Consider the following 19795-nt stretch of genomic DNA (forward strand, 5'->3'; position numbering starts at 1 on the left):
GAATCCTAGCCATTTCATGAAACGAAATTTACTCCTGCTCGGCACTGCACTATCCTTACAGGCTGCCGCACAAACCACATCACCTGCCACTACGACTGACCGTACCTTCCAGCTTGGCGAGGTAGAGATCGTCGGCATCCGCGACCAGGATAGCACACAGCGTGTCTCGGCGGCCACGATCCAAAAGTTTAACCGAAACGATGTTTCCAATGCCTTGAACCTGTTACCCGGTGTTTCGCTGGCCAACGTAGGACCACGGAATGAATCTGTAGTATATGTGCGTGGCTTCGACTTACGGCAGGTGCCCGTCTTCATCGACGGCGTGCCGGTATACGTGCCGTACGACGGTTATGTCGACATGGGACGTTTTACAACCTTCGACCTGGCGGAAGTGAACGTATCCAAAGGCTTTGCTTCGATACTCTATGGCGCCAACACCATGGGCGGTGCGATCAATCTCGTATCGCGCAAACCCGTTAAAAAGCTGGACCTCAACGGCAGTGCCGGCATCTTTAGCGGCGACGGTTACCGCTGGCATGTAAACGCCGGATCACGCTTTGAAAAATTCTACGTGCAACTGGGGGCGTCGCAACTCAAGCAAGATTATTATCCTTTGTCCGACGACTTTACATTTCGCACAAACCAATACAGCGACGAACGCCAAAATGCGTATCGCGACGATCTGAAGTTTAGCGTAAAAGCTGGCTTTACACCCAACGCTACTGACGAGTATGTGGTCGGCTATGTCAATCAACACGGTGAGAAAGGTACACCACCCTATATCGGTACGGACCCCGCCATGCGCGCCCGCTTCTGGCAATGGCCCATGTGGGACAAACAAAGCCTGTATTTCATTTCCAATACAGCCATGGGCGAAAAGAATACGATCAAAACACGCCTGTATTACGACACGTTCGTGAACGAGCTCTTTAGCTACGACGACACAACGTACACGGCCATTACACGTCCCTATGCCTTTAAGAGCTACTACGATGATTATACCGTAGGGGGTCATGCCGAGCTGGCGTCCCGTATCTTTACAGCGCACGTGCTCAAGCTCGCCGTACAACTCAAACGCGATGTCCACCGCGAAAACAATGCAGGAGAGCCGCAACGTACCTTCATTGACAACACGACATCGATCGGTCTGGAAGATACCTATCAGCTTACCCCCGCCATTTCCATCATTCCTGGTGTGAGCTTTAACACGCGCAAGAGTGATCAGGCAGAAGACTATAACGCCACGACGCAAGCCATCTCCGACTTTCCGTCAAACGATAACACGGCGGTCAATGCCCAGATTGGCATTTCGTGGAGCATTAATCCACGTCATACGCTATTCGGGGCCGTGGCGCGAAAAACACGGTTTGCCACGATCAAAGACCGGTACTCCTACCGCATGGGCCAGGCGCTGCCGAACCCCGACCTTACCGCCGAGGTAGCCGTGAACTACGACCTGCGCTACACCGGCAAGCTGACGCCTGCTCTTGATATTCAGGCGTCCGTGTTCCGCGCGACATTACCAACATCATCCAGCAAGTCGACAACGTTGAACCGGGACGCTTCCAGCTGCAAAATACCGGTGATGCCCTTTTCTATGGTGTAGAAGGTAGTATTCACTGGGTGGCATTGAAAGGCCTGAATGCTTCCGTGCACTATACCTACATGCGCAGGAAGAACGAGACCCTGCCGGGCATTCGCTTTACAAACGTTCCGAACCACAAACTGTTCGGCGCCCTCGACTATACGTTTCTACAGCGGGTTAACCTGCTGGCCAGCGTGGAGTACAACAGCAAACGCTATAGCACCAGCTACGGCACAAAAGCAAATGGTTACACACTGGTCAATGCCAAAGCCTCCGTCAAAGTGTACAAATACGTTTCGATCGAAGGTGGTGTCAACAACATCTTTGACCGCGATTACAGCCTGATCGAAGGCTTCCCGGAAGCAGGCCGCAATTTTATGCTCACACTGATATTCAGTAATTTATAATCCGATGAAAAAACTTCGCCCCCACCTGTTCCGCTACGCTGGCACCTGGCGCCTGGCCGTTGTGCTGGTGGGGAGCTTTTGTCTGTTGGCCTCTACACAGCAGGACCCGGTACCCTATACACTCAAATATCCCGCGAACTTTGGTAGCCGCTTTAACATTCCGGCAGATAACCCCATGACACAAGAAGGTGTACACCTGGGGCGGATGTTGTTCTATGAACCGGCGCTGTCGGTTAACAATACCTTAAGCTGCGCCAGTTGTCACCAACAGGCACTGGCGTTTACCGATGGAAAAGCTTTTAGCGAGGGTGTAGACGGAACGCGCACGCGGCGCAACGCGATGTCGCTTTCAAACCTGTTGTGGGTGCGCAGTTATTTCTGGGATGGCCGCGCTGACAACCTGGAAGCACAGGCCATAGTCCCGTTAACCGATGTGCATGAAATGGGACAGCCCCTCGAAGCTGCGGCGCAAAAGCTTCAGAAAAAGGTAATATATTCCGCATTGTTCCGACAAGCCTTTGGCAGCGACCAGATCACACCAGACCGCATCGTAAAGGCCCTTTCACAATTCGAACGGTCGCTCATTTCTGCAGATGCGCCATATGATCGCTACCTGCGCGGAGAATATAAACCTACCGTGCAAGAGCTTGTGGGAATCACCTTGTTTTTCATGTCGCCCATGACCGGCATGGGGGCACGAGGCGCAAACTGCACCCACTGCCACGGCACCCCCAAGACCTTCCTCGACGTCTTTCACAACAACGGCCTGGATACTATAGCAAAAGATGCGGGCCGCTTTGATTTCACAAGCCGCGCCGAGGACCGCGGGCGCTTTCGCGTGCCTACGCTACGCAACATTGCATTGACGGGGCCGTACATGCACGATGGACGTTTTAGGACGCTCGAAGACGTCCTGGATCATTACAGTGACCATATACAATCCAGCGCAACGCTCAGCCCATTCATTACAAACGAAGCAGGCACAGGCGGTAGCCGGGGCCTTCAACTAACGGCACAAGAGAAGAAAGCCCTGGTCGCTTTCCTGACTATGTTAACAGACTCAACTTTTATTACGAACCCGGCCTTTGCCGATCCTCATGCAAATCACTGACTTTATGTATAAACAAATAATAGCATTATTTCTGATCGTATTCACGTTTACCGTCCACGCGCAAACGGCTGCCACCCTCAAGGTAGAAGGTGAAGTGCAGACACCGCTGACACTGACCATCAAAGACCTGGCAACATTTAAGAACACCCCGATAAAGGCAAAAGATCGCGACGGCAAAGAACACAGCTATACCGGCGTAGCATTGCACGAAGTGCTCCAGCAGGCAGGCGTAACACTCGGCGGACAACTGCGCGGCGAAAACCTGGCAAAATACATTCGAATAAAGGCAACGGATGGCTACGAAGTGGTATATTCATTAGCGGAAGTAGATCCTGAATTTACAGACAAAGTGGTTGTGCTTGCGTACGAGGTCGATGGCAAGCCGCTACCCATCGGCGAAGGTCCATTTCGCATTGTAGCCCCCGGCGACAAAAAACATGCCCGCTGGATCCGACAGATTGCTTCTATCAAAATACTTTTTGCGAAGGATTAATTTGAATATCAACATGCACTGGCAAGAATTAAAAGACAAAATCTACTTTGAGGATGGATCGTTACGTGACATTTACGTTCTCAACACAACCAAGACAGATTGGAAAAAATGGATAGACTTAGTAAACGAGAAATACATCGTTGAATTTTACGATGCCAAGACAGAATCCACAAGCGACAAAATCGACCTCAAAATTGTCGAGGAATACTGGGAATCAAACGACAGAGAAACAATCCAGGCCAAAATTAAATTGAATTCGATCATCATTATGTGTTACTTCTTTGATGATGGCGAAATCGAAAATGACATCGACCCAAGAGGGTTTAAATCAATGATAGATCATGACAACTTTCTTAACTATCTCAATGATATCTCAGTTTTACTCAACAAAGAGGTATATGTGACAGACGAGAATACCCAAAGTTCAATTTTACTAAAAAAGACTCCACCTGTTTCGCCATGATAATTAACCAACTGCAAAGCACGCCATATCGATCTCGCTTCCACGCTCACACGGCTACTCCAGCATGCGCCGTATATAGTTGATCTGCCCTGTATGATACGCCAGGTGCGCCAGCAAGTGTAAAAGAAAATAACCCTTCGTCATTTCAAAACCCAATACATCCTCGGGGTACCGCGCCTCCAAATCATCGCGTTTCAATTGCTGCAACGTACTGATCACATGTCCATGCGTGGTGCGGACCATGGCCAGGAGTTCGGAAAGAGGCACATCGCGTCGCGAGAACTCCGCGGGGCGGTCCCGGATATAGTCGATGCCGCCGAGGTTTTTGCCGATATAGGTAGTGAGGTTGCCGACCAGGTGTAGCCCCAGGTTGCCGGCGGGGTTTGCAATCTGTCCGGTAACCCGCCACAGGTTTTCCTCCTGGCGAAATGTAGAGAGCTCCGTTTCCAGGCGCCGCAAGTCGCGATCATATAAATTTATCAGGTTTTCGAGCATAGCAATACGATCAATAGGTCTACCGGCTTGAAATATACCAACCTCGCCCCTTCCCTCCGCAAAAAAGTCGGAAAATTGTAAGAATTGGTCGCCGCATCGCAACCGCCGGCAGGCATAAAACTTTATTATCTTTGTCGGTACACCGGTCTCCCCATGCCTCAGATCATTACCCTTTACATTGTCTTATTATTTATCATTCTGGCGTTGGTCATGCTGGCCCAGCGCCTGAAGATTTCATACCCCATCGTCCTGGTGCTCGGCGGACTGGCCATCAGCTTTGTCCCCGCCCTACCCGAGATCTCCATTGACCCCGAAATCATCTTCCTCATCTTCCTGCCGCCGCTGCTCTTCGAAGCTGCCTGGCAAACTTCCTGGAAAGACTTCTGGAAATGGCGGCGCGTAATCGGCTCGTTCGCTTTCGGCATTGTCATCCTCACCGCCGGCGTGGTCGCCGTTGTCTCGGCGAGCATCATCCCCGGCTTTACCCTCGCCCTGGGCTTCCTCCTGGGCGGAATCATCTCACCACCCGATGCCGTGTCGGCCACGACGATCATGCGTGGTGTGCGGGTGCCGAAACGGCTGGTCTCCATCATTGAAGGTGAAAGCCTGCTGAACGATGCCTCCAGTTTGGTGGTATTTCGATTTGCCCTCGCGGCTGTAGCGTCCGGTACGTTTGTCTGGCAACAGGCTGCCGTCAGCTTCGTCGTAGTCATTGTAATGGGTACCATTACCGGTCTGCTCATTGCGCTCATCTTCTACGCCATCATCCGCTGGCTACCTACCACGCCCAGCATGGACACGGTGCTAACGCTGATCGCCCCGTACGCCATGTATACAACAGCCGAGCATTTCCACGTGTCAGGTGTCCTGGCCGTGGTCAGCGGTGGCTTATTTCTCTCGAGCCGCCGGTATGAGATCATGAACCACATCAGCCGCCTGCAGGGTGTCAATGTCTGGAGTACACTCGGGTTTGTACTCAACGGCCTGGTCTTTATGTTCATCGGATTGGAGCTGCCCGTCATTGTCGAAGGTCTCGGCCCCGACGCGCTGCCCAGCGCCATTCTATACGGACTCATCATTTCGGTGGTGATCATCATCACCCGCATCCTCTCCTGCCTCGGCGCCTCCGTCTTTACCGTGTTCATCAGCCGGTTTATTACCACGGCCGACAGCAGCCCGGGTTGGCGCATGCCACTTGTCTTTGGTTGGGCTGGTATGCGTGGCGTGGTGTCGCTCGCATCGGCCTTGTCTATACCGTTATTGCTCGACAACGGTCAGGCCTTTCCCCAACGCAACATGATCCTCTTCATCACCTTCATGGTGATCCTGATCACGTTGGTGGTACAAGGATTAACCTTGCCCGCCGTCATCCGTTTCCTTCAAATCCCCGACCGGGATACTGTTATCACCTCGTCGGAACAAGAAGCTATCATCCAGCGGAAGCTGAACGAGAAGACCCTCGCACTACTGAATGAACACTATACTTCGGATCTTACGCGGAATATACCGTTGCAAAATCTGCGGGTAAATATCGAGAATGAGCTGCGTTTGTTGACCACGCAGGGATCACCGGAAATTGATGCATTACCGGAAAGCGGGCATCGGTATCATACGATTGTTACCGAGCTGATCCAGCATAAGCGCGAGCTATTACATAAGATCAATCGGAAGGAGGAGTTTGATGAAGAGCTGGTGCGAAAGTATCTGACGCAGCTGGATCTGGAAGAAGAGAAACTGCGGCAGCGGTTTGGCGTGGAGGCACGATAAGAAGGCAAAAAAAGGCTTATCTTGTTGCCACACCGCAGTTTATGAAAAAGTTTCTTGTTCTATGCGTTCTGATCCTTCCGGGAATCCACGCCTATGCACAATCCCGGGCCGAGATCGTTCAAGAAGGAACCCAACTATACAAATCAGAAATGGCTGCCTGGGTTGGAACCGATCTTTTCCTGGCGAAGTATGGCGAAAGAAAAGAAAACACCGGCGGATACATCTCTTATCTATCCGGAAACAAAGCCATCTGTGTATTCTTTTCAAAAGATGCGACTCCCAGGGTGATCGGTACGTTCACCTTCGACAGCACGTATAATACACAAACAGCCATTGTCGACGGACAGGAGCGGGCATTGACCAGGCATGAACAGGACCTCGTGACGATCCGTCAGACCGCTATCCAGACGTACTCATCCGACACCTTGTTTCATTCATACAAAAACATGAGTCCCAATTTTATTCCGGTAAGCGACAAGCAAGGAAAAAGGGTATATGTCTTAACGGCCCCTCAGCAACAGGGCATCGTCGTCTTTGGCAATGATTACCTGCTGACGTTTGACAACAACAATATCCTAAAACAGAAACGATTACTGCACAAGAACCTGATCCCGATAAAATACGATCAACAGGACGGTAAACTAGTCCTGGCCACGATGCACACCCATCTACCGGAAACAGGCGATCTAATCACCCCCACCGATGTCTGCACGCTACTGCTTTATGCACCCCACATACCCTGGGGGCAACATTTTGTTATAGGTGCCAGGCATGTTTCCATCTGGGACTGCAAAGACAAGGACTTAATCATTATGACAAGAGAAGCCTGGGATAAAACAATGGCTTATGAAAAACAGAAAGCCGGAATACCGAAATAAATGAATACAACATTCCTCAATACCATTCCCGTCCTCCCTACGACTGACATCGATCGGGATGTTCGCTGGTATCAGGAAAAGATGGGCCTTCAGCTATATTTTGCCGACAAAATGTATGCCGTCTTGTACCGCGACAATCCTGCGCCCCCCAACGGCCCCAGCCACCTCATTGGAAAGTCAATTCCCCGAATAATTCGCAAAAAAAGTTAATGCTTCTCTAACAGAAGCGTAAAAATCTTTAAATTGTACAGATCGGTCACGGTGTAAACCTATTCACGTGGCCAGAGTAGAAACCCTGTTAAGACCCATGACAAGTAAAACACAAAAAGAAGCATTCCTGCACTACGAAGCAGACAACTATTTTAACCGGAATAGAGGCGTTTCTTATGTACCGGAAAAGGACGTGGTAATCAACCTGCTAAAAGAATATAACTATACACCGCAGCGTGTACTGGAAATCGGCTGCAACACAGGCTATCGCCTCGAGGCTATCCGCAGCCAGTTTGGTTCGTTTGTGGCCGGCATCGAACCTTCCCAAGAAGCGATTGACAAAGGCAAGCAACAATATCCGGAGGTACAATTTGTAAGAGGTACCGCCGATGATCTATCGACATTTTCTAATGGGACCTTTGACCTGATCGTAATCGGATTTGTGCTATATGTGGTAGACCGTGAGATGTTGCTGAAGTCCATTGCCGAAACAGACCGGGTACTGAAAGATGGCGGCTCGTTGATGATCATTGATTTCTTTACCGAAAGACCGGTCCGCAATGCCTACCAGCACATTCAGGAGATGGAGGCGTACGCGTATAAGCAAAACTACGACGAGATCTTCACGGCCACGCAAATGTATCAGCTGCTGGACAAGCGTAGTCTGAGCCACATCAACAAGAGCTACGACGCCACAGGCGATTATTATAACAAGTACTCCATCACGACCCTGCGCAAAGACTTGCAAGCAGCTTATAAGTAAGAAACATCAGTATGGGATGCCGCTCTTCTAATGTCAACGTTGTAGCGCACCGTTCTTTTTCTTAACCAGCCTGAACGTCTTGCCGATCTGACCGGGCAATGAAAACGAATGCCTGCAGCATCCTCTGCAGGCATTCGTTTTTATACCGCGACAGTCAGAAAGTCAAAACAGGATAGTCATACTCTAAGATTACCCGATCTCTATTCCTTATACTGCTGAATACTATTTCATTTCAAGAAGCCAGTTATAAAACCTTATACGTTTTTCCTGTCTGTGCGCCAGCCACGCTTCTCACATATGACTGAGCCACACGATGCATGGACACGGGTATTCGTCCTTGAAAATAAGGAAAATAGCCCGGTGATTCTTCTACCACATCCGGCCCCACAGAGTTGATCCGCACACCGTTTTCCAATTCGATCGACGCCCCACGCACAAAACCATCGATAGCAGCATTAACGGTACTGAGCGAAGCTCCCAGCACCACGGGGTCATCACCCAAACTCCCCGACGTCAACGTGAACGACCCTTTTGGATTAATATAGTGCTGACCTATTAACACCAAATTCACCTGGCCCATTAATTTGCTGTTCACACTTACTCTGAAGTCAGCATCTGTCATTTTGTTTAACGGGCCAAAGTGACCATCCCCGGCTACGCACACGACCGCGTCAAAAGAACCTGCCATTTCATACATCTGCTTTATGGAATCAGGATCGTTCAAGTTGACCTGCAGATCACCACTTTTTGATCCTGCTTTTAAAATTTCATGATCTTGCTCCAATGCTTTTACAACATGCTTACCGATCGTCCCGGAGGCGCCAATGATGATAATTTTCATATTTACTTTCTTTTTGTTTACCAAAACTATCCCAATAGTGTACTTTTGGCAAGTAGTTACCTTTTTGTCTAGTAATGACAAAAAGGTAGTAATTTTGAATGTATGGAAACGGAGCAGGAAAAAAGCCAAAAAAAATTTCACCATGCCGATGACTGCCCGATCACAAGCACCATTGATGTGATTGGCGGCAAATGGAAGCCTCCCATTATTTGGCTTTTATTGAAAGAACCAATGCGGTTTGGCGACATTCATAAATCCATGCCGGGCATGGCGTTGAAAGTATTGTCACGAAGTCTCAAGGAACTGGAAACCGACGGGATAATCATTCGCACTGCATTTCCGGAAATTCCACCCAGGGTAGTCTATTCGTTAAGTGATAAAGGAGAATCGCTCCGTGAAATCATGAAGCTTCTATCACAATGGAGCCGCGAGCATATTATGAAGTTGGAAGAGGTCGCTTGATAAAAGCTGCCATTGATTTCCAAAAAAACTGTTTAACAACCACAAAAGACATTTGCGTCGTCATGCCTGACGTTGGTTAAAGCGTTTTTCGGGGCCTACATCGCATGGGGATTGCACTTTCTGGCTTGAACAAATGAAAAACGCGAAAAACTAATAAATTCGCATAGACGTTATAGCAATATGTCAGGCAATGCAACATTAAAAACGCCATTAACAGAGCGAAAAGAGCTTTTTTGGGATATTAGTCCCGAACGGGTTGATGCTGCTTTACGCGAAAACGACGATTGGGCCATTGTCCGGATATTCGAGTATGGCAAGATTGCAGACATCTTCGCCGCCATTGAATTTTATGGCCATCAAAAAATAGTCAGCGTCCTGAGCAACCAAAAATTGAAGCCAACCGGACGAGTTATGGCCTATCTGTTCCTCAATGTCGATCCCGAGCATAGATACTTGTGATCAACCATGCTTCATTCTGAAACGGTAACGTCCGATTTACTTTCGATTGCCCAACAACTGTGCGACAATCCTCGACTTAATATGTTCAGGATCGTCGGTGGCACAGCCATATCTCTTCACTTAGGCCATCGGAAATCAGTAGATATCGATTTTTTCACCTGTGAGAAAGTCAACAAAAGAGAACTACTGCTAACACTTCGGGATATGTTCCCAGGAACAGAATTTCATATCACGCAGCATAGTATTTCAGCCGAAATCAAAGAGATGTTGATCAATCTCTCCTGGGAAACAATAGAACACGCAATGATCAATGCCGCCCGTGAGTTCATCGCTTCGAAAAATCCACACCAGGAAAAAAAGGACTAACCACGTTAACTTTATAGGGCAATCAACAAGATGCATACGCTATAACATAGCATAGCGTCACCGTCGTAGCTTCATCTTTTTATTAGCAGTGGAGGAAGCTCATAAGCTTAAGTAGGTCATCTTGATGATCTAACCGTGACAAATCATCCGGGATATTGGAAACAAAAAAGGCTTGTCAATGACAAGCCTTTTTTTGTTGGAGTACCGAAGGGGGGACTCGAACCCCCATGTCTTGCGACACACGCCCCTGAAACGTGCGTGTCTACCAATTCCACCACTTCGGTATAATCGTTATGTGCGTTTATGTTTTTACAACGTGCAGTCCTACCTGTCTCCCTATGTGATCCAGCGGACTAGCCGGGTGCCCAGGACTGGACTCGAACCAGCACACCGGTTAAGGCACTACCCCCTCAAAGTAGCGTGTCTACCAATTTCACCACCTGGGCATTCTGTGTGTGGATAATACGAAATTACAGTGTGTGTGCGTGTTGGGGCGACAAAAGTAGCAAAGCTTCGCAGATTAACAAAGCTATTCTAAAAAACGACTCACAAAACTTCCGGCAAAAACCGAAAAAAATCCCAAAACCAGGGTCGCCGCCACATACATCAGGGCCGCTGGCGCCATTTTCTGCTCCCACAAGCTAAAATTTTCCCAGGCAAAGGCCGAAAAGGTTGTGAAGCCTCCACAGAAACCGGCGCCCAAAAACAGTCGCCAGGGTTCGGAGAACCCAGTCTTCCGCAGCGCCAGCCCGTACAGCAGGCCGATGGCAAACGAGCCGACTACATTCACTACCAGGGTGCCATACGGGAACATGGCGTTCAGCCGCGCGTCGACCGACCGCACGGTAATGTACCGGGCCACGCTGCCCAGCGAGCCGCCTAGGGCTACCGTCAGAATTTTGTACAGATCCATAACCGTGTTGAAAAATGCTGCCAGTAAGATAGCATTTTTTATTCAGGCTCCTTACGGCCGCCGGACAGCCTCGGCAATCACGCGTTGCAGAAACTCCTCCAACGTGAGGTTGTGAATGATCAATAACTTGGTAAGCGTTCGCAGTGTAAGGTTGTGCCTGCCGGTCTCCACACGCCAGTACTGCGCCCGCGGGAACTCATGATCGAACGCAAAGCTTTCATAGCTTGTGTATCCTTTTTCTTTTCGCAGGGCGACAAACACGCGGGCCACACTCTCGGCAAACTGTCGTAGTAGTATTTCTTCGGTCACAGGGCCAAATTCAGGCCTTTACACCGTAAAAATTACATCTTTAAAAATCTTTCATTTAAAGTCCTTCATTTGCGGAACATCTTTTCAGGACCATCGTTTCCGAAACATCATATACTATTCCGATGAATAGTATATGCTCTTGCTAATGCTTTAACAGCCGTTCTAAGATCTCCGCCTTTCTCTCACGACTCAATGGAAGTCGCTTCGACCCAATAACAACTTCATTCCCATCGATAGCGGTAATTGCTTTCACGGATGCTATATAGGATTTATGAATACGCATGAATGCCGGTATTGGCAGAATCTCTTCGATATTCTTCATGCGAAGCAACGTCATAAACGATTTTTCCACTGTATGAATTACGATATAGTTCTCCATACCTTCGATATATAGGATCGAATCGAAATGAATTTTCTCATAACGATAGTCGCACTTTACAAAGAAGTAGTCCTCACGGACAGGCGTGGTGTTCTGTGGCGCTTGCGCACGCAGTGTATAAAAATCACGGGCCTTGTTGGCAGCTTTTAGAAAACGATCGAACGGGAACGGCTTTACCAGGTAATCCATGACATCCAGCTCATATCCCTGTAGTGCAAAGTTAGGATAGGCCGTGGTCATGATGACCATCGGACGTTTTGTGAGTGACTTTAAAAAATCAATCCCGGTAAGCCGCGGCATCTGGATATCGAGAAACATCAGGTCGACCCGTGTCGACGACAACACCCGATTTGCATCCAATGCGTTTTCACAGGCGGCAACAACTTCCAGGAAGTCGACCTCCTGGATATAGTTCAACAGTCCTTCCCGCGCCAGCGGTTCATCTTCTACGACAAGCGTTCGTATTTTATTCATGCCAACGGAATGGTTAACGTTACTAAATAGGTGCCCCGTTCATCGCGGACGTCCAGTGTATGATCGGGATACAGCAGCTCCAAGCGGCGCCTCACATTCCGGATGCCGATGCCACCGACCATCGCCGATGGAAGAGGCTCATACGTATTATAGAACGACGCCCGGAAAAGCTTTTCCTCCCGTCGCAAGATAACACGGATGAGGTTCTCCCGATCGGTATAATTGGAAACAAACTTGAAGGCATTTTCCAAAAATGCAATGAGCACCAGCGGCGCCATACGAAAGCCGTGTAAGTCACCTTCGGGACTATACTCCAGCATAACGCGGTCACCTTTGCGTAGCTTTTCCAACGCCATATAGTTTTCCAGGTACTCGCGCTCCTGCTCGATCGTAATGGTATCTTCCGAGCAGTCGTATAGCTGAAAGCGCAGCAGGTCGCTGAGCTTGATCAGCGTTTCAGACGCCAGGTCGGGATCTTTCTTGATCAGGAAATACACACTGTTGATGGCATTAAAAAGAAAATGCGGATTCACCTGCGCCTTCAGGTATTGCAGCTCGGCCTCGGTCTGCTTGCGGCGAACCGCCGCCGCGGTTCCGGCCATACGTAAACGCGCCGTCAACTGCCGCAGGGTTGTGCCAATGACCAACACGATTATATTAGAGGCCATCGTGTAACCAATGAACAGGATAAGTGGATACGTGGGGGTTTTACCCAGCCACAAAGTAACCTGGACGAGCGAAAGCGCCAGCCCTGTCGACGTCACGATTAGTATCAACAAGAACAACACCAGCGCCAGGAAATAGCGGTCGCGATGGTAGAAACGTGGCGCCACCCAATAGGAGATACTATAAAAAGTAATCATATTGAAGATCTCATACACAACCATTACCATGTACAGGTCTGTAGAATCCTTGTACATGGGCCGGTATACTATCACCCAGAAGAAATAGTGGAAGATCCAGAAAAACAGGTGAAAGAGTTTTAGGCGGTCCAGCCAAAACCAAATGCGTTCGGTATTCATGCAACGATAAAATAACACAACTGGGCGGATTTACTCCAAATTTCATTGACAAAGCAGCTAAAGTCATTGATCAACTACGGCCTCCTCCTCTTTCCCGAGTCCCTTCCCCTATTCGTCAGTCAACACCAAGCGAGCGCTTGGACACATACAGATCGTCAGTAACATTTTGCAGTTGGTCAAGAAATATTTCAAATCGCGGCCGGCCACAGTTCCTTTGGCTCATAACCAAAACAATACCGTATGAAACGCATCTTCTCCTTACCTATTATTGCCTTGCTCGCCGGTCTTCTGTTTGCCCATCTGACAGCACATGATCAACAACATTTTATAGTCGACGTAAAAGGAAAAGGTACTCCCCTTATTCTTATCCACGGCTTCTCGTGTAACGGCGATGTCTGGAAAGAAACCGTTGCTCGTTACCAGGACCGTTATGAGTGCCACATCGTAACACTCGCCGGCTTTGGTGGTACACCGCCCGCATTACAACCAAATTTCCTCGAAGCCGTCAAGAACGATCTGCTGGCCTACATCAAAACTAAAAAATTGAAGTCGCCGGTCATCATGGGACATAGCATGGGTGGCATACTTTCCTTTTGGGCTGCCGCCAGCGCCCCCGGCACCTTCAGTAAAGTTATTGCCGTCGATGGCGTTCCGTTCCTGCCCGGGTTACTGAATCCCTCCGCCACGGTAACATCCGCGAAGCCTTTCGCCGATGACGCACAAAAAACCATGGCAGCAAGAACCCGCGAAGAATACAAGGCTTATAACCAGGCCGTCTTCCAAACCATGATTACCAGCCCGGCGCGAATCGAAGAGGTCAACGCCTTTGCTTCCCAGTCGGACATTCCCACACAAGCCCAGGTCTTATACGAGATCTTCACCACCGACTTACGCGAAGCCGTTGCTGCCATTGACTGCCCGGTACTTCTCCTCAGCGCCTGGATTGCCTACCAGGGCTATGGCATGACCCGTGAACGATCACAGGCAGCTTACCAGGCGCAGATCGCTAAGGTTCCCAACGCCACGTTGGAGGTGAGCGATAAAGCCAAACATTTTATCTTTTACGACGATCCCACATGGTTCTTTGAGAAGGTAGATATGTTCCTAAACAAAAAATCATAACAACGGTATATCCGTCTCAATCGGCAATCCTTCTGATCTCCATCGATCAGAAGGATTTTATCCGTTAACGAAACGCCGGCTGCCCCGTCTGCAACCGGCGTTCACAGGCTGTTCACAAGAAGATGGGCGTGCCGTTATACAGTCATAGTAAACCCTACAAAATTAATATTGTTATAGTTGATTAGCTTTGTAAGCTGAGCAGTATCCAAACCCTGCTCTCTCATCCTCTTGAATAACTCGCGCATACATGCTACCGACCTTCCGGTAAATAAAAAAGACGACCGGCGTGCGATCGTCTTTCTATCTGAGAGCCAAGAATGGGATTTGAACCCACGACCTGCTGATTACGAATCAGCTGCTCTACCCCTGAGCTACCTTGGCAAGTGTCAGGGCAGGCCTCAAAATTAAATGTTCGAAGGCAACTACAAAATTCCTAATTCATTAAATTGTCGCAGGTATGCTATCCAAAAAATGTAAATACGCCATCCACGCCCTTGTGCACATGGCGAAAGAGCCTGAAGCCAAGTTTCTGATCAAAGACATCTCCGACGCGTGCAATATTCCCAAGAAATTCCTGGAAGCGATCCTGCTCGACCTCAAGCGTGCCGGCGTTTTGGGCAGCAAACAGGGTAAAGGCGGCGGATATTTCCTGCGGCAGGATCCCGCCACGGTAGACCTGGCCGAGATCGTACGCCTTTTCGACGGGGCCATTGCCCTGGTGTCCTGTGCTACCCACAAGTTCTATGAACCCTGCGCCGAGTGTGAGGACGAAGAGACCTGCAGCATTCACGATGCCTTCAAACAAATCCGGAATGCCACCGTCGAAATGCTGAAATCAGAGACCCTGGATTCCCTGGCCAAAAAAGAAGCGAAACTGAAAGCCAAGAAAAAACGTTTGGTTTAAATCTATTTGTTTAATAGGGATTAAAAGTAACTTTAGCCCCTCGAACGAAATTTATTGTTTCACTTAAATAACAACCCATTATGTCACTCCGATTAGGCGACCTGGCCCCCGACTTCACGGCCGAAACGACCGAAGGAACCATCAACTTCCACGAATGGCTCGGCAATAGCTGGGGTATTCTTTTCTCCCATCCTGCCGACTTCACGCCCGTGTGTACGACCGAGCTTGGCGCAATGTCCAAGTTAACCGGCGAGTTCTCCAAGCGTAATGTTAAGGTACTGGCCATCAGCGCCGACCCCCTGGAATCCCACAAAAAGTGGATCCACGACATCAACGAAACGCAAAACACGACGGTAAACTATCCCCTCATTGCCGACCCCGAGTTTAAGACGGCCAACCTGTACGGCATGGTGCACCCGAACGTCGACAAGTTTACGGTGCGCTCGGTATTTGTGATCGGTCCCGACAAGAAGATCAAGCTGATGCTGACCTATCCTGCCTCTACGGGCCGTAACTTCGACGAGATCCTGCGTGTTGTCGACAGCCTCCAGCTGACTTCCGGCTACAGCGTAGCGACTCCCGCCAACTGGAAACAGGGCGACGACGTAATCATCACCGCTGCCGTAAAAGACGAAGACATCGAAGCGAAATTCCCCAAGGGCCATACGCGTATTAAGCCCTACCTGAGAACAACGCCTCAACCCAATATTTAAGCTTAACGGTCTTTATCGACTGTCCAGGCTCCCGGAATGCCTTCCGGGAGCTTTTTTTATGGAAAAACATACATTACGGTGCCCCCGTGAGGCATCCTTTTTTTTAAGCGGCCCACAACACTTTGGGCGCTTGTTCCGTATTCAGAGATGGCGAACCGCAACTGCCTTCGGCAGGCGGGCGAGGGTTTGCAAACAATCGGAATGTCCTGAACCATAGGGGTATTTGGCACGACGGTTGTCTTTGAAAGGAAAACAGGATAGCTATGGAAAACAAGATCAATCTGGCTCCGGTCCGTAACTCGTACCTGCAGCATTTTTTAGTGGCACAGGATAATCTGGCCAAGCTGACACAAGAAGAACGGACACAAAAACGGCACTTTAAAAGAAAAAGGCACGCAGATAGTCGCTACGCCTAACCGACCGACGTTTGCCATCGTGGATGGCGGCATTGCCGGCCCGCTGCTGCGCAAGCTGGCGTGAGCGCACGCAGTATCCTTTTGGCTTTGTCACCTGTCGCAAATTTGCCATCTTCGCCCGCAGGCAGAAAGGCAAAGTATACACGACATGCACATCCGCACAGCAGAAATAGACGACCTGAACCGGCTTAAGGTTCTATACAAAGAGGTTGCCCGCCACGAAGGCGGCATCGCTCGCCTGGAAAGCGAGATCACCGAAGAGTACATTCAAAACATCCTCACTAAAAGCTTCGCCACGGGCCTGGCCCTGGTCGCGGTACATCCGGAAGACCCCGAGCAGCTGGTAGGTTCCATTCACGCCTACAAACCGGGCATCCACGTATTCGACCATGTCTTGTCTGAACTTACCCTGGTTGTGCACCCGCAGTTCCAGGGGCGCAAGATCGGGCGCACGCTCTTTACAATTTTCCTGGAAGAGGTCGGACGCAACCGTCCCGATATTGGCCGCATCGAGCTCGTCACGCGCGAAAGCAATGACAAAGCCATTGTCCTCTACCAATCGCTGGGCTTCCGCATTGAAGGCCGGCTGGAAATGCGCATTCGCACCACGGGCCGCGCATACGAAGCCGACATCCCCATGGGCTGGCAGAATCCAAACTTTGAATTTTAAGAGAGACGTTCCGGAAAAGATCAGACGCCCAGGTCGCTACCATCGGCAATGAGGAGCAGTAGCTCCTTCACTTCTTCGGCTTTGGCGTGCTCGCCCATTTTGTCAAACGACATGATCAGGTTACGAAACACCCGTCGGATAATTTCCAGGTTCTGGCACGGTTCGAAGAACGAGGTCTGCGGCGTGAGGTGCAGCTCGCTGATATAGTTCTCGATATCTTGCCGTGAAAAGATCAGGCCCTTGTTAAAGGCATTGATGTAGAACTGTGTATGTCGTTCGTCCTTGTAGGTAAGCACAAACAAGTTAGGCAGGTTGACGCCGTAAACCGGCAGCTTGAGCTTTTGTGCCACCAGCAGGTAGATCACACACAGGGTGATGGGATTGCCTTTACGGGATTCCAACACCACATTGATCAATGAGTTGCCGGGCGAGTGAAAGTTCTTGGTATTCGCACCAAACTTGATCTTATTAAACAACACGCTGTTTACTACTTTCACCTGGTCGAACGGGTATAGGTCGGGCTTAAATTCAAGCCAGGTTTCATAATACAGCTGCTCCAGCTCTTGCTTCAGCTTGATCAGCTCCAGGTCAGGATATTGGTAGGTTGCTACCAGCCACATGCCCGTCAGCAGATCTTGCTCCGGGCTGCTGTACCATTCTCTGATCCTTTCTTTTAAGAGCTCGTATTGCAGGGTGTGTATCAGCTCCTCGATGCGCCGCTGCACCTGCGGGCTGAAATTGCTTTCCCACTCCTGCTCCAGGAAGGGTATGATACTGGTGCCGAGCGAACGTATTTTGTCCTCTACGTGCGATACGATTTGGGTATCCTCATCGTCCAGCAGTGACACCAACGCCTTTAATTCTGTTTCTTTTAATTCCATTCGCTATGATACTGTGCTAAAGTAAAAACTTTTTGTGGGATATTAAACAACCTGCGTTCCCACCTTTTTGTCGCCAACGGTGTCTATGCCGTTGGAATTTCTGGCATGAATATTTCATTAAACATTCACATAAACTAATTATTACGACTATGAAGTCCCGCATTTTGTTTGTTGCCCTTGTGTTGTTCAGCACAGTTGCCTTTGCTCAGCAGGAGCTCTTCCGGGGTGAGCATTTCATTGAAGTTTCCGGCAACGCCCAACAGGAGATCGAGCCCAACGAAATTTATGTTCGCATCAGCCTCCTTGAATTTGAAGAAAACCGCGCCAAAGTAGCACTTGAAAAACTCGATAAAGATTTCCTCGACGCCATCAAAAATGCCGGCATCGAAAAGAAACGCCTTGAGCTCGCCACAGTCGGCGCCGACCTTGGCAAGCTGGGCCGCAAAGACAAAGACTCTTTCCGCGAGAAAGTGTACCAGTTGAAACTCACCAGCGGCACCGAGCTGACGACCCTTGTCGAAAAACTTGGCGCCGTGAAAGTGAACGATATTGCTGTGACCCGCGTGAGCCACTCGGAACTGGAGAAGCTGCGCCTCGACCTGAAAATTAAAGCACTGCAGGCGGCCCGCGATAAAGCTGACGCCCTGGCGAAATCGATTGGCGCCGGCATTGGAGCGCCCCTCATGATCCGCGAGTTCGAGAACAACCCGTTCCCGATGTCTGAAACTGCCAATGTCATGATGCGTGCACAAGCATACGACGGCGGCGGCGCACAGGAGCCTACCGCCTTCCGCAAGATTACGATCCAGGCGCAGGTAACGGCACAGTTCCTGATCAAGTAATCGTACAACATTGTTGTTAAAAAGTCCACGGCATGAGATGCTACTCACGCCGTGGACTTTTTATTTGCCGGCAAACGCAGGCTTGCGTTTCTCTAAAAATGCCTGCACCCCTTCTTTATGATCGGCTGTACCGCCGGCAATCTCCTGGCAATACGCTTCATACTCCAACATATCGTCTAGCGTAGCCGTTGCCGATTTCTGCAGCATCTTTTTAATCAACCCGATGGCCTTCGTCGGCGCGGTCGCATAATAATCTGTATAAATCTTCACGGCAGCATCCAACTGATCGGCCGGCACGGCGCGATTGATCAGTCCCCAGTCGGCCGCATCTTTCGCACTCACTTTCGACCCGAGCGTGCACAGCTCAAAGGCTTTGGCCATACCTACCAACCGGGGCAGAAAATACGACGAGCCCGAATCAGGCACCAATCCGATATTGATAAACACTTCCGTCAGCACAGCATCCTCCGCGGCTACGATCACATCGCACGCCAGCGCCAGCGAGCAGCCCGCGCCCGCCGCAACACCATTCAACCGACAGACTATGGGCTTCGGTAATTGACGCATCGCCCGGATGATGGGGTTATAGCGTTTGTGTAACGATTCCTGAAACGAGCGATTCGGTGTCGCCGCCGAAGCCTTTAAATCCTGTCCCGAGCAAAACGCCTTGCCGGCGCCGGTCAGCACGACCACGCGCGCGGCGGCATCTTTCGCAACGGCCTTTAGTGCATCTTGCAGCTCGTAGGTAATCTCGTCGTTCAGGGCATTGTATACGTCGGGACGATTCAACGTAATGGTGGCTACGCCGTTCTCAACGGTATAGCGCAAAGTCGTAAAATCCATACAGGGT

General features: G+C 49.9%; 24 protein-coding genes, 3 tRNA genes and 1 pseudogene. 17 read left to right on the top strand and 11 right to left on the bottom strand.

Going from position 1 to position 19795, the window contains the following annotated elements:
- Window positions 1-16: 16 nt before the first annotated feature.
- From KK062_RS20295 to KK062_RS20315, 4 genes and pseudogenes are all read left to right on the top strand, one after another.
- Window positions 17-1992, top strand: a pseudogene (locus KK062_RS20295) (TonB-dependent receptor plug domain-containing protein).
- 4 nt (window positions 1993-1996) lie between these two features.
- The gene (locus KK062_RS20305; protein ID WP_254086178.1) at window positions 1997-3103 is read left to right on the top strand and encodes a cytochrome-c peroxidase; all 1107 of its coding nucleotides are present in this window, start codon (window positions 1997-1999) and stop codon (window positions 3101-3103) included.
- Window positions 3104-3107: 4 nt separating this feature from the next.
- A complete protein-coding gene (locus tag KK062_RS20310; protein ID WP_254086179.1) occupies window positions 3108-3596 on the top strand; it encodes a molybdopterin-dependent oxidoreductase in 489 nt (162 codons plus the stop codon).
- Between the two features lie 13 nt (window positions 3597-3609).
- A complete protein-coding gene (locus tag KK062_RS20315; RefSeq protein WP_254086180.1) occupies window positions 3610-4059 on the top strand; it encodes a hypothetical protein in 450 nt (149 codons plus the stop codon).
- Between the two features lie 54 nt (window positions 4060-4113).
- Here KK062_RS20315 and KK062_RS20320 read toward each other — a convergent pair whose 3' ends face one another.
- A complete protein-coding gene (locus KK062_RS20320; protein WP_254086181.1) occupies window positions 4114-4554 on the bottom strand; it encodes a DinB family protein in 441 nt (146 codons plus the stop codon).
- A 153-nt stretch (window positions 4555-4707) separates the two neighbouring features.
- Between KK062_RS20320 and KK062_RS20325 the strand changes: the two genes are divergently transcribed.
- The 4 genes from KK062_RS20325 (at window position 4708) to KK062_RS20340 (ending at window position 8172) form a co-directional block, all read left to right on the top strand.
- Window positions 4708-6321: a Na+/H+ antiporter gene (locus tag KK062_RS20325; protein WP_254086182.1), complete on the top strand. Its 1614-nt coding sequence runs from the start codon at window positions 4708-4710 to the stop codon at window positions 6319-6321.
- A 41-nt stretch (window positions 6322-6362) separates the two neighbouring features.
- Window positions 6363-7199 (top strand): hypothetical protein, encoded by an 837-nt coding sequence (locus KK062_RS20330; RefSeq protein ID WP_254086183.1) that lies wholly within the window; start codon window positions 6363-6365, stop codon window positions 7197-7199.
- Window positions 7200-7409: a VOC family protein gene (locus KK062_RS20335; RefSeq protein ID WP_254086184.1), complete on the top strand. Its 210-nt coding sequence runs from the start codon at window positions 7200-7202 to the stop codon at window positions 7407-7409. It begins immediately after the preceding gene.
- Between the two features lie 97 nt (window positions 7410-7506).
- A complete protein-coding gene (locus tag KK062_RS20340) occupies window positions 7507-8172 on the top strand; it encodes a class I SAM-dependent methyltransferase (RefSeq protein ID WP_254086185.1) in 666 nt (221 codons plus the stop codon).
- A gap of 244 nt (window positions 8173-8416) precedes the next feature.
- Here KK062_RS20340 and KK062_RS20345 read toward each other — a convergent pair whose 3' ends face one another.
- Complete coding sequence (locus KK062_RS20345) at window positions 8417-9013, bottom strand: short chain dehydrogenase (protein ID WP_254086186.1); 597 nt, start codon at window positions 9011-9013, stop codon at window positions 8417-8419.
- Window positions 9014-9115: 102 nt separating this feature from the next.
- On the opposite strand from KK062_RS20345, the gene KK062_RS20350 reads away from it, so the two are divergent.
- From KK062_RS20350 to KK062_RS20360, 3 genes are all read left to right on the top strand, one after another.
- Window positions 9116-9475 (top strand): winged helix-turn-helix transcriptional regulator, encoded by a 360-nt coding sequence (locus KK062_RS20350; RefSeq protein ID WP_254086187.1) that lies wholly within the window; start codon window positions 9116-9118, stop codon window positions 9473-9475.
- Between the two features lie 180 nt (window positions 9476-9655).
- The gene (locus KK062_RS20355; RefSeq protein WP_254086188.1) at window positions 9656-9934 is read left to right on the top strand and encodes a DUF6922 domain-containing protein; all 279 of its coding nucleotides are present in this window, start codon (window positions 9656-9658) and stop codon (window positions 9932-9934) included.
- A 6-nt stretch (window positions 9935-9940) separates the two neighbouring features.
- Window positions 9941-10300 (top strand): nucleotidyl transferase AbiEii/AbiGii toxin family protein, encoded by a 360-nt coding sequence (locus KK062_RS20360; RefSeq protein ID WP_254086189.1) that lies wholly within the window; start codon window positions 9941-9943, stop codon window positions 10298-10300.
- A gap of 202 nt (window positions 10301-10502) precedes the next feature.
- On the opposite strand, the gene KK062_RS20365 is transcribed toward KK062_RS20360, so the two are convergent.
- From KK062_RS20365 to KK062_RS20390, 6 genes are all read right to left on the bottom strand, one after another.
- Window positions 10503-10584: transfer RNA gene (locus KK062_RS20365), tRNA-Leu, on the bottom strand.
- Between the two features lie 78 nt (window positions 10585-10662).
- Window positions 10663-10746, bottom strand: a tRNA-Leu gene (locus tag KK062_RS20370).
- Between the two features lie 83 nt (window positions 10747-10829).
- Window positions 10830-11213, bottom strand: a complete 384-nt coding sequence (gene crcB, locus KK062_RS20375) for a fluoride efflux transporter CrcB (RefSeq protein ID WP_254086190.1) — start codon at window positions 11211-11213, stop codon at window positions 10830-10832.
- Window positions 11214-11264: 51 nt separating this feature from the next.
- Window positions 11265-11522: an XRE family transcriptional regulator gene (locus KK062_RS20380; RefSeq protein WP_254086191.1), complete on the bottom strand. Its 258-nt coding sequence runs from the start codon at window positions 11520-11522 to the stop codon at window positions 11265-11267.
- A 142-nt stretch (window positions 11523-11664) separates the two neighbouring features.
- Window positions 11665-12375 carry a LytR/AlgR family response regulator transcription factor gene (locus tag KK062_RS20385; RefSeq protein WP_254086192.1) on the bottom strand — a complete coding sequence of 237 codons (711 nt, stop codon included), beginning with the start codon at window positions 12373-12375 and terminating at the stop codon, window positions 11665-11667.
- Window positions 12372-13397, bottom strand: a complete 1026-nt coding sequence (locus KK062_RS20390; RefSeq protein WP_254086193.1) for a sensor histidine kinase — start codon at window positions 13395-13397, stop codon at window positions 12372-12374. The genes KK062_RS20385 and KK062_RS20390 overlap by 4 nt, the downstream gene beginning before the upstream one ends.
- A gap of 240 nt (window positions 13398-13637) precedes the next feature.
- On the opposite strand from KK062_RS20390, the gene KK062_RS20395 reads away from it, so the two are divergent.
- Window positions 13638-14519, top strand: coding sequence for an alpha/beta fold hydrolase (locus KK062_RS20395; RefSeq protein WP_254086194.1), 882 nt, complete (start codon window positions 13638-13640; stop codon window positions 14517-14519).
- Window positions 14520-14828: 309 nt separating this feature from the next.
- Here the strand turns inward: KK062_RS20395 and KK062_RS20400 are convergent.
- A tRNA-Thr gene (locus KK062_RS20400) sits at window positions 14829-14900 on the bottom strand.
- Between the two features lie 76 nt (window positions 14901-14976).
- Between KK062_RS20400 and KK062_RS20405 the strand changes: the two genes are divergently transcribed.
- From KK062_RS20405 to KK062_RS20420, 4 genes are all read left to right on the top strand, one after another.
- Window positions 14977-15423: an RrF2 family transcriptional regulator gene (locus tag KK062_RS20405; protein WP_254086195.1), complete on the top strand. Its 447-nt coding sequence runs from the start codon at window positions 14977-14979 to the stop codon at window positions 15421-15423.
- 80 nt (window positions 15424-15503) lie between these two features.
- Window positions 15504-16136, top strand: coding sequence for a peroxiredoxin (locus KK062_RS20410; RefSeq protein WP_254086196.1), 633 nt, complete (start codon window positions 15504-15506; stop codon window positions 16134-16136).
- A 263-nt stretch (window positions 16137-16399) separates the two neighbouring features.
- Entirely contained in the window at window positions 16400-16552 is a 153-nt protein-coding gene (locus tag KK062_RS20415) for a hypothetical protein (protein WP_254086197.1), read from the top strand.
- Window positions 16553-16700: 148 nt separating this feature from the next.
- Window positions 16701-17222, top strand: coding sequence for a GNAT family N-acetyltransferase (locus KK062_RS20420; protein ID WP_254086198.1), 522 nt, complete (start codon window positions 16701-16703; stop codon window positions 17220-17222).
- A gap of 20 nt (window positions 17223-17242) precedes the next feature.
- Here KK062_RS20420 and KK062_RS20425 read toward each other — a convergent pair whose 3' ends face one another.
- On the bottom strand, window positions 17243-18103 hold the full coding sequence (locus KK062_RS20425) for a transglutaminase-like domain-containing protein (protein WP_254086199.1): 861 nt from the start codon (window positions 18101-18103) through the stop codon (window positions 17243-17245).
- A 149-nt stretch (window positions 18104-18252) separates the two neighbouring features.
- Here KK062_RS20425 and KK062_RS20430 point away from each other — a divergent pair, with 149 nt between their 5' ends.
- Window positions 18253-18945 carry an SIMPL domain-containing protein gene (locus KK062_RS20430; RefSeq protein WP_254086200.1) on the top strand — a complete coding sequence of 231 codons (693 nt, stop codon included), beginning with the start codon at window positions 18253-18255 and terminating at the stop codon, window positions 18943-18945.
- 60 nt (window positions 18946-19005) lie between these two features.
- Here KK062_RS20430 and KK062_RS20435 read toward each other — a convergent pair whose 3' ends face one another.
- Window positions 19006-19788: an enoyl-CoA hydratase-related protein gene (locus tag KK062_RS20435; protein WP_254086201.1), complete on the bottom strand. Its 783-nt coding sequence runs from the start codon at window positions 19786-19788 to the stop codon at window positions 19006-19008.
- Window positions 19789-19795 lie beyond the last annotated feature (7 nt).

The organism is Dawidia cretensis (assembly GCF_018598175.1).
Lineage (GTDB): Bacteria > Bacteroidota > Bacteroidia > Cytophagales > Cyclobacteriaceae > Ohtaekwangia > Ohtaekwangia cretensis.

Excerpts from the sequence above, each read along its gene's own strand:
- KK062_RS20305 (WP_254086178.1), top strand. The coding sequence starts at position 1,997 with ATGAAAAAACTTCGCCCCCACCTGTTCCGCTACGCTGGCACCTGGCGC.
- KK062_RS20310 (WP_254086179.1), top strand. The coding sequence starts at position 3,108 with ATGTATAAACAAATAATAGCATTATTTCTGATCGTATTCACGTTTACC.
- KK062_RS20315 (WP_254086180.1), top strand. The coding sequence starts at position 3,610 with ATGCACTGGCAAGAATTAAAAGACAAAATCTACTTTGAGGATGGATCG.
- KK062_RS20320 (WP_254086181.1), bottom strand. The coding sequence starts at position 4,554 with ATGCTCGAAAACCTGATAAATTTATATGATCGCGACTTGCGGCGCCTG.
- KK062_RS20325 (WP_254086182.1), top strand. The coding sequence starts at position 4,708 with ATGCCTCAGATCATTACCCTTTACATTGTCTTATTATTTATCATTCTG.
- KK062_RS20330 (WP_254086183.1), top strand. The coding sequence starts at position 6,363 with ATGAAAAAGTTTCTTGTTCTATGCGTTCTGATCCTTCCGGGAATCCAC.
- KK062_RS20335 (WP_254086184.1), top strand. The coding sequence starts at position 7,200 with ATGAATACAACATTCCTCAATACCATTCCCGTCCTCCCTACGACTGAC.
- KK062_RS20340 (WP_254086185.1), top strand. The coding sequence starts at position 7,507 with ATGACAAGTAAAACACAAAAAGAAGCATTCCTGCACTACGAAGCAGAC.
- KK062_RS20345 (WP_254086186.1), bottom strand. The coding sequence starts at position 9,013 with ATGAAAATTATCATCATTGGCGCCTCCGGGACGATCGGTAAGCATGTT.
- KK062_RS20350 (WP_254086187.1), top strand. The coding sequence starts at position 9,116 with ATGGAAACGGAGCAGGAAAAAAGCCAAAAAAAATTTCACCATGCCGAT.
- KK062_RS20355 (WP_254086188.1), top strand. The coding sequence starts at position 9,656 with ATGTCAGGCAATGCAACATTAAAAACGCCATTAACAGAGCGAAAAGAG.
- KK062_RS20360 (WP_254086189.1), top strand. The coding sequence starts at position 9,941 with ATGCTTCATTCTGAAACGGTAACGTCCGATTTACTTTCGATTGCCCAA.
- crcB (WP_254086190.1), bottom strand. The coding sequence starts at position 11,213 with ATGGATCTGTACAAAATTCTGACGGTAGCCCTAGGCGGCTCGCTGGGC.
- KK062_RS20385 (WP_254086192.1), bottom strand. The coding sequence starts at position 12,375 with ATGAATAAAATACGAACGCTTGTCGTAGAAGATGAACCGCTGGCGCGG.
- KK062_RS20390 (WP_254086193.1), bottom strand. The coding sequence starts at position 13,397 with ATGAATACCGAACGCATTTGGTTTTGGCTGGACCGCCTAAAACTCTTT.
- KK062_RS20395 (WP_254086194.1), top strand. The coding sequence starts at position 13,638 with ATGAAACGCATCTTCTCCTTACCTATTATTGCCTTGCTCGCCGGTCTT.
- KK062_RS20405 (WP_254086195.1), top strand. The coding sequence starts at position 14,977 with ATGCTATCCAAAAAATGTAAATACGCCATCCACGCCCTTGTGCACATG.
- KK062_RS20410 (WP_254086196.1), top strand. The coding sequence starts at position 15,504 with ATGTCACTCCGATTAGGCGACCTGGCCCCCGACTTCACGGCCGAAACG.
- KK062_RS20415 (WP_254086197.1), top strand. The coding sequence starts at position 16,400 with ATGGAAAACAAGATCAATCTGGCTCCGGTCCGTAACTCGTACCTGCAG.
- KK062_RS20420 (WP_254086198.1), top strand. The coding sequence starts at position 16,701 with ATGCACATCCGCACAGCAGAAATAGACGACCTGAACCGGCTTAAGGTT.
- KK062_RS20425 (WP_254086199.1), bottom strand. The coding sequence starts at position 18,103 with ATGGAATTAAAAGAAACAGAATTAAAGGCGTTGGTGTCACTGCTGGAC.
- KK062_RS20430 (WP_254086200.1), top strand. The coding sequence starts at position 18,253 with ATGAAGTCCCGCATTTTGTTTGTTGCCCTTGTGTTGTTCAGCACAGTT.
- KK062_RS20435 (WP_254086201.1), bottom strand. The coding sequence starts at position 19,788 with ATGGATTTTACGACTTTGCGCTATACCGTTGAGAACGGCGTAGCCACC.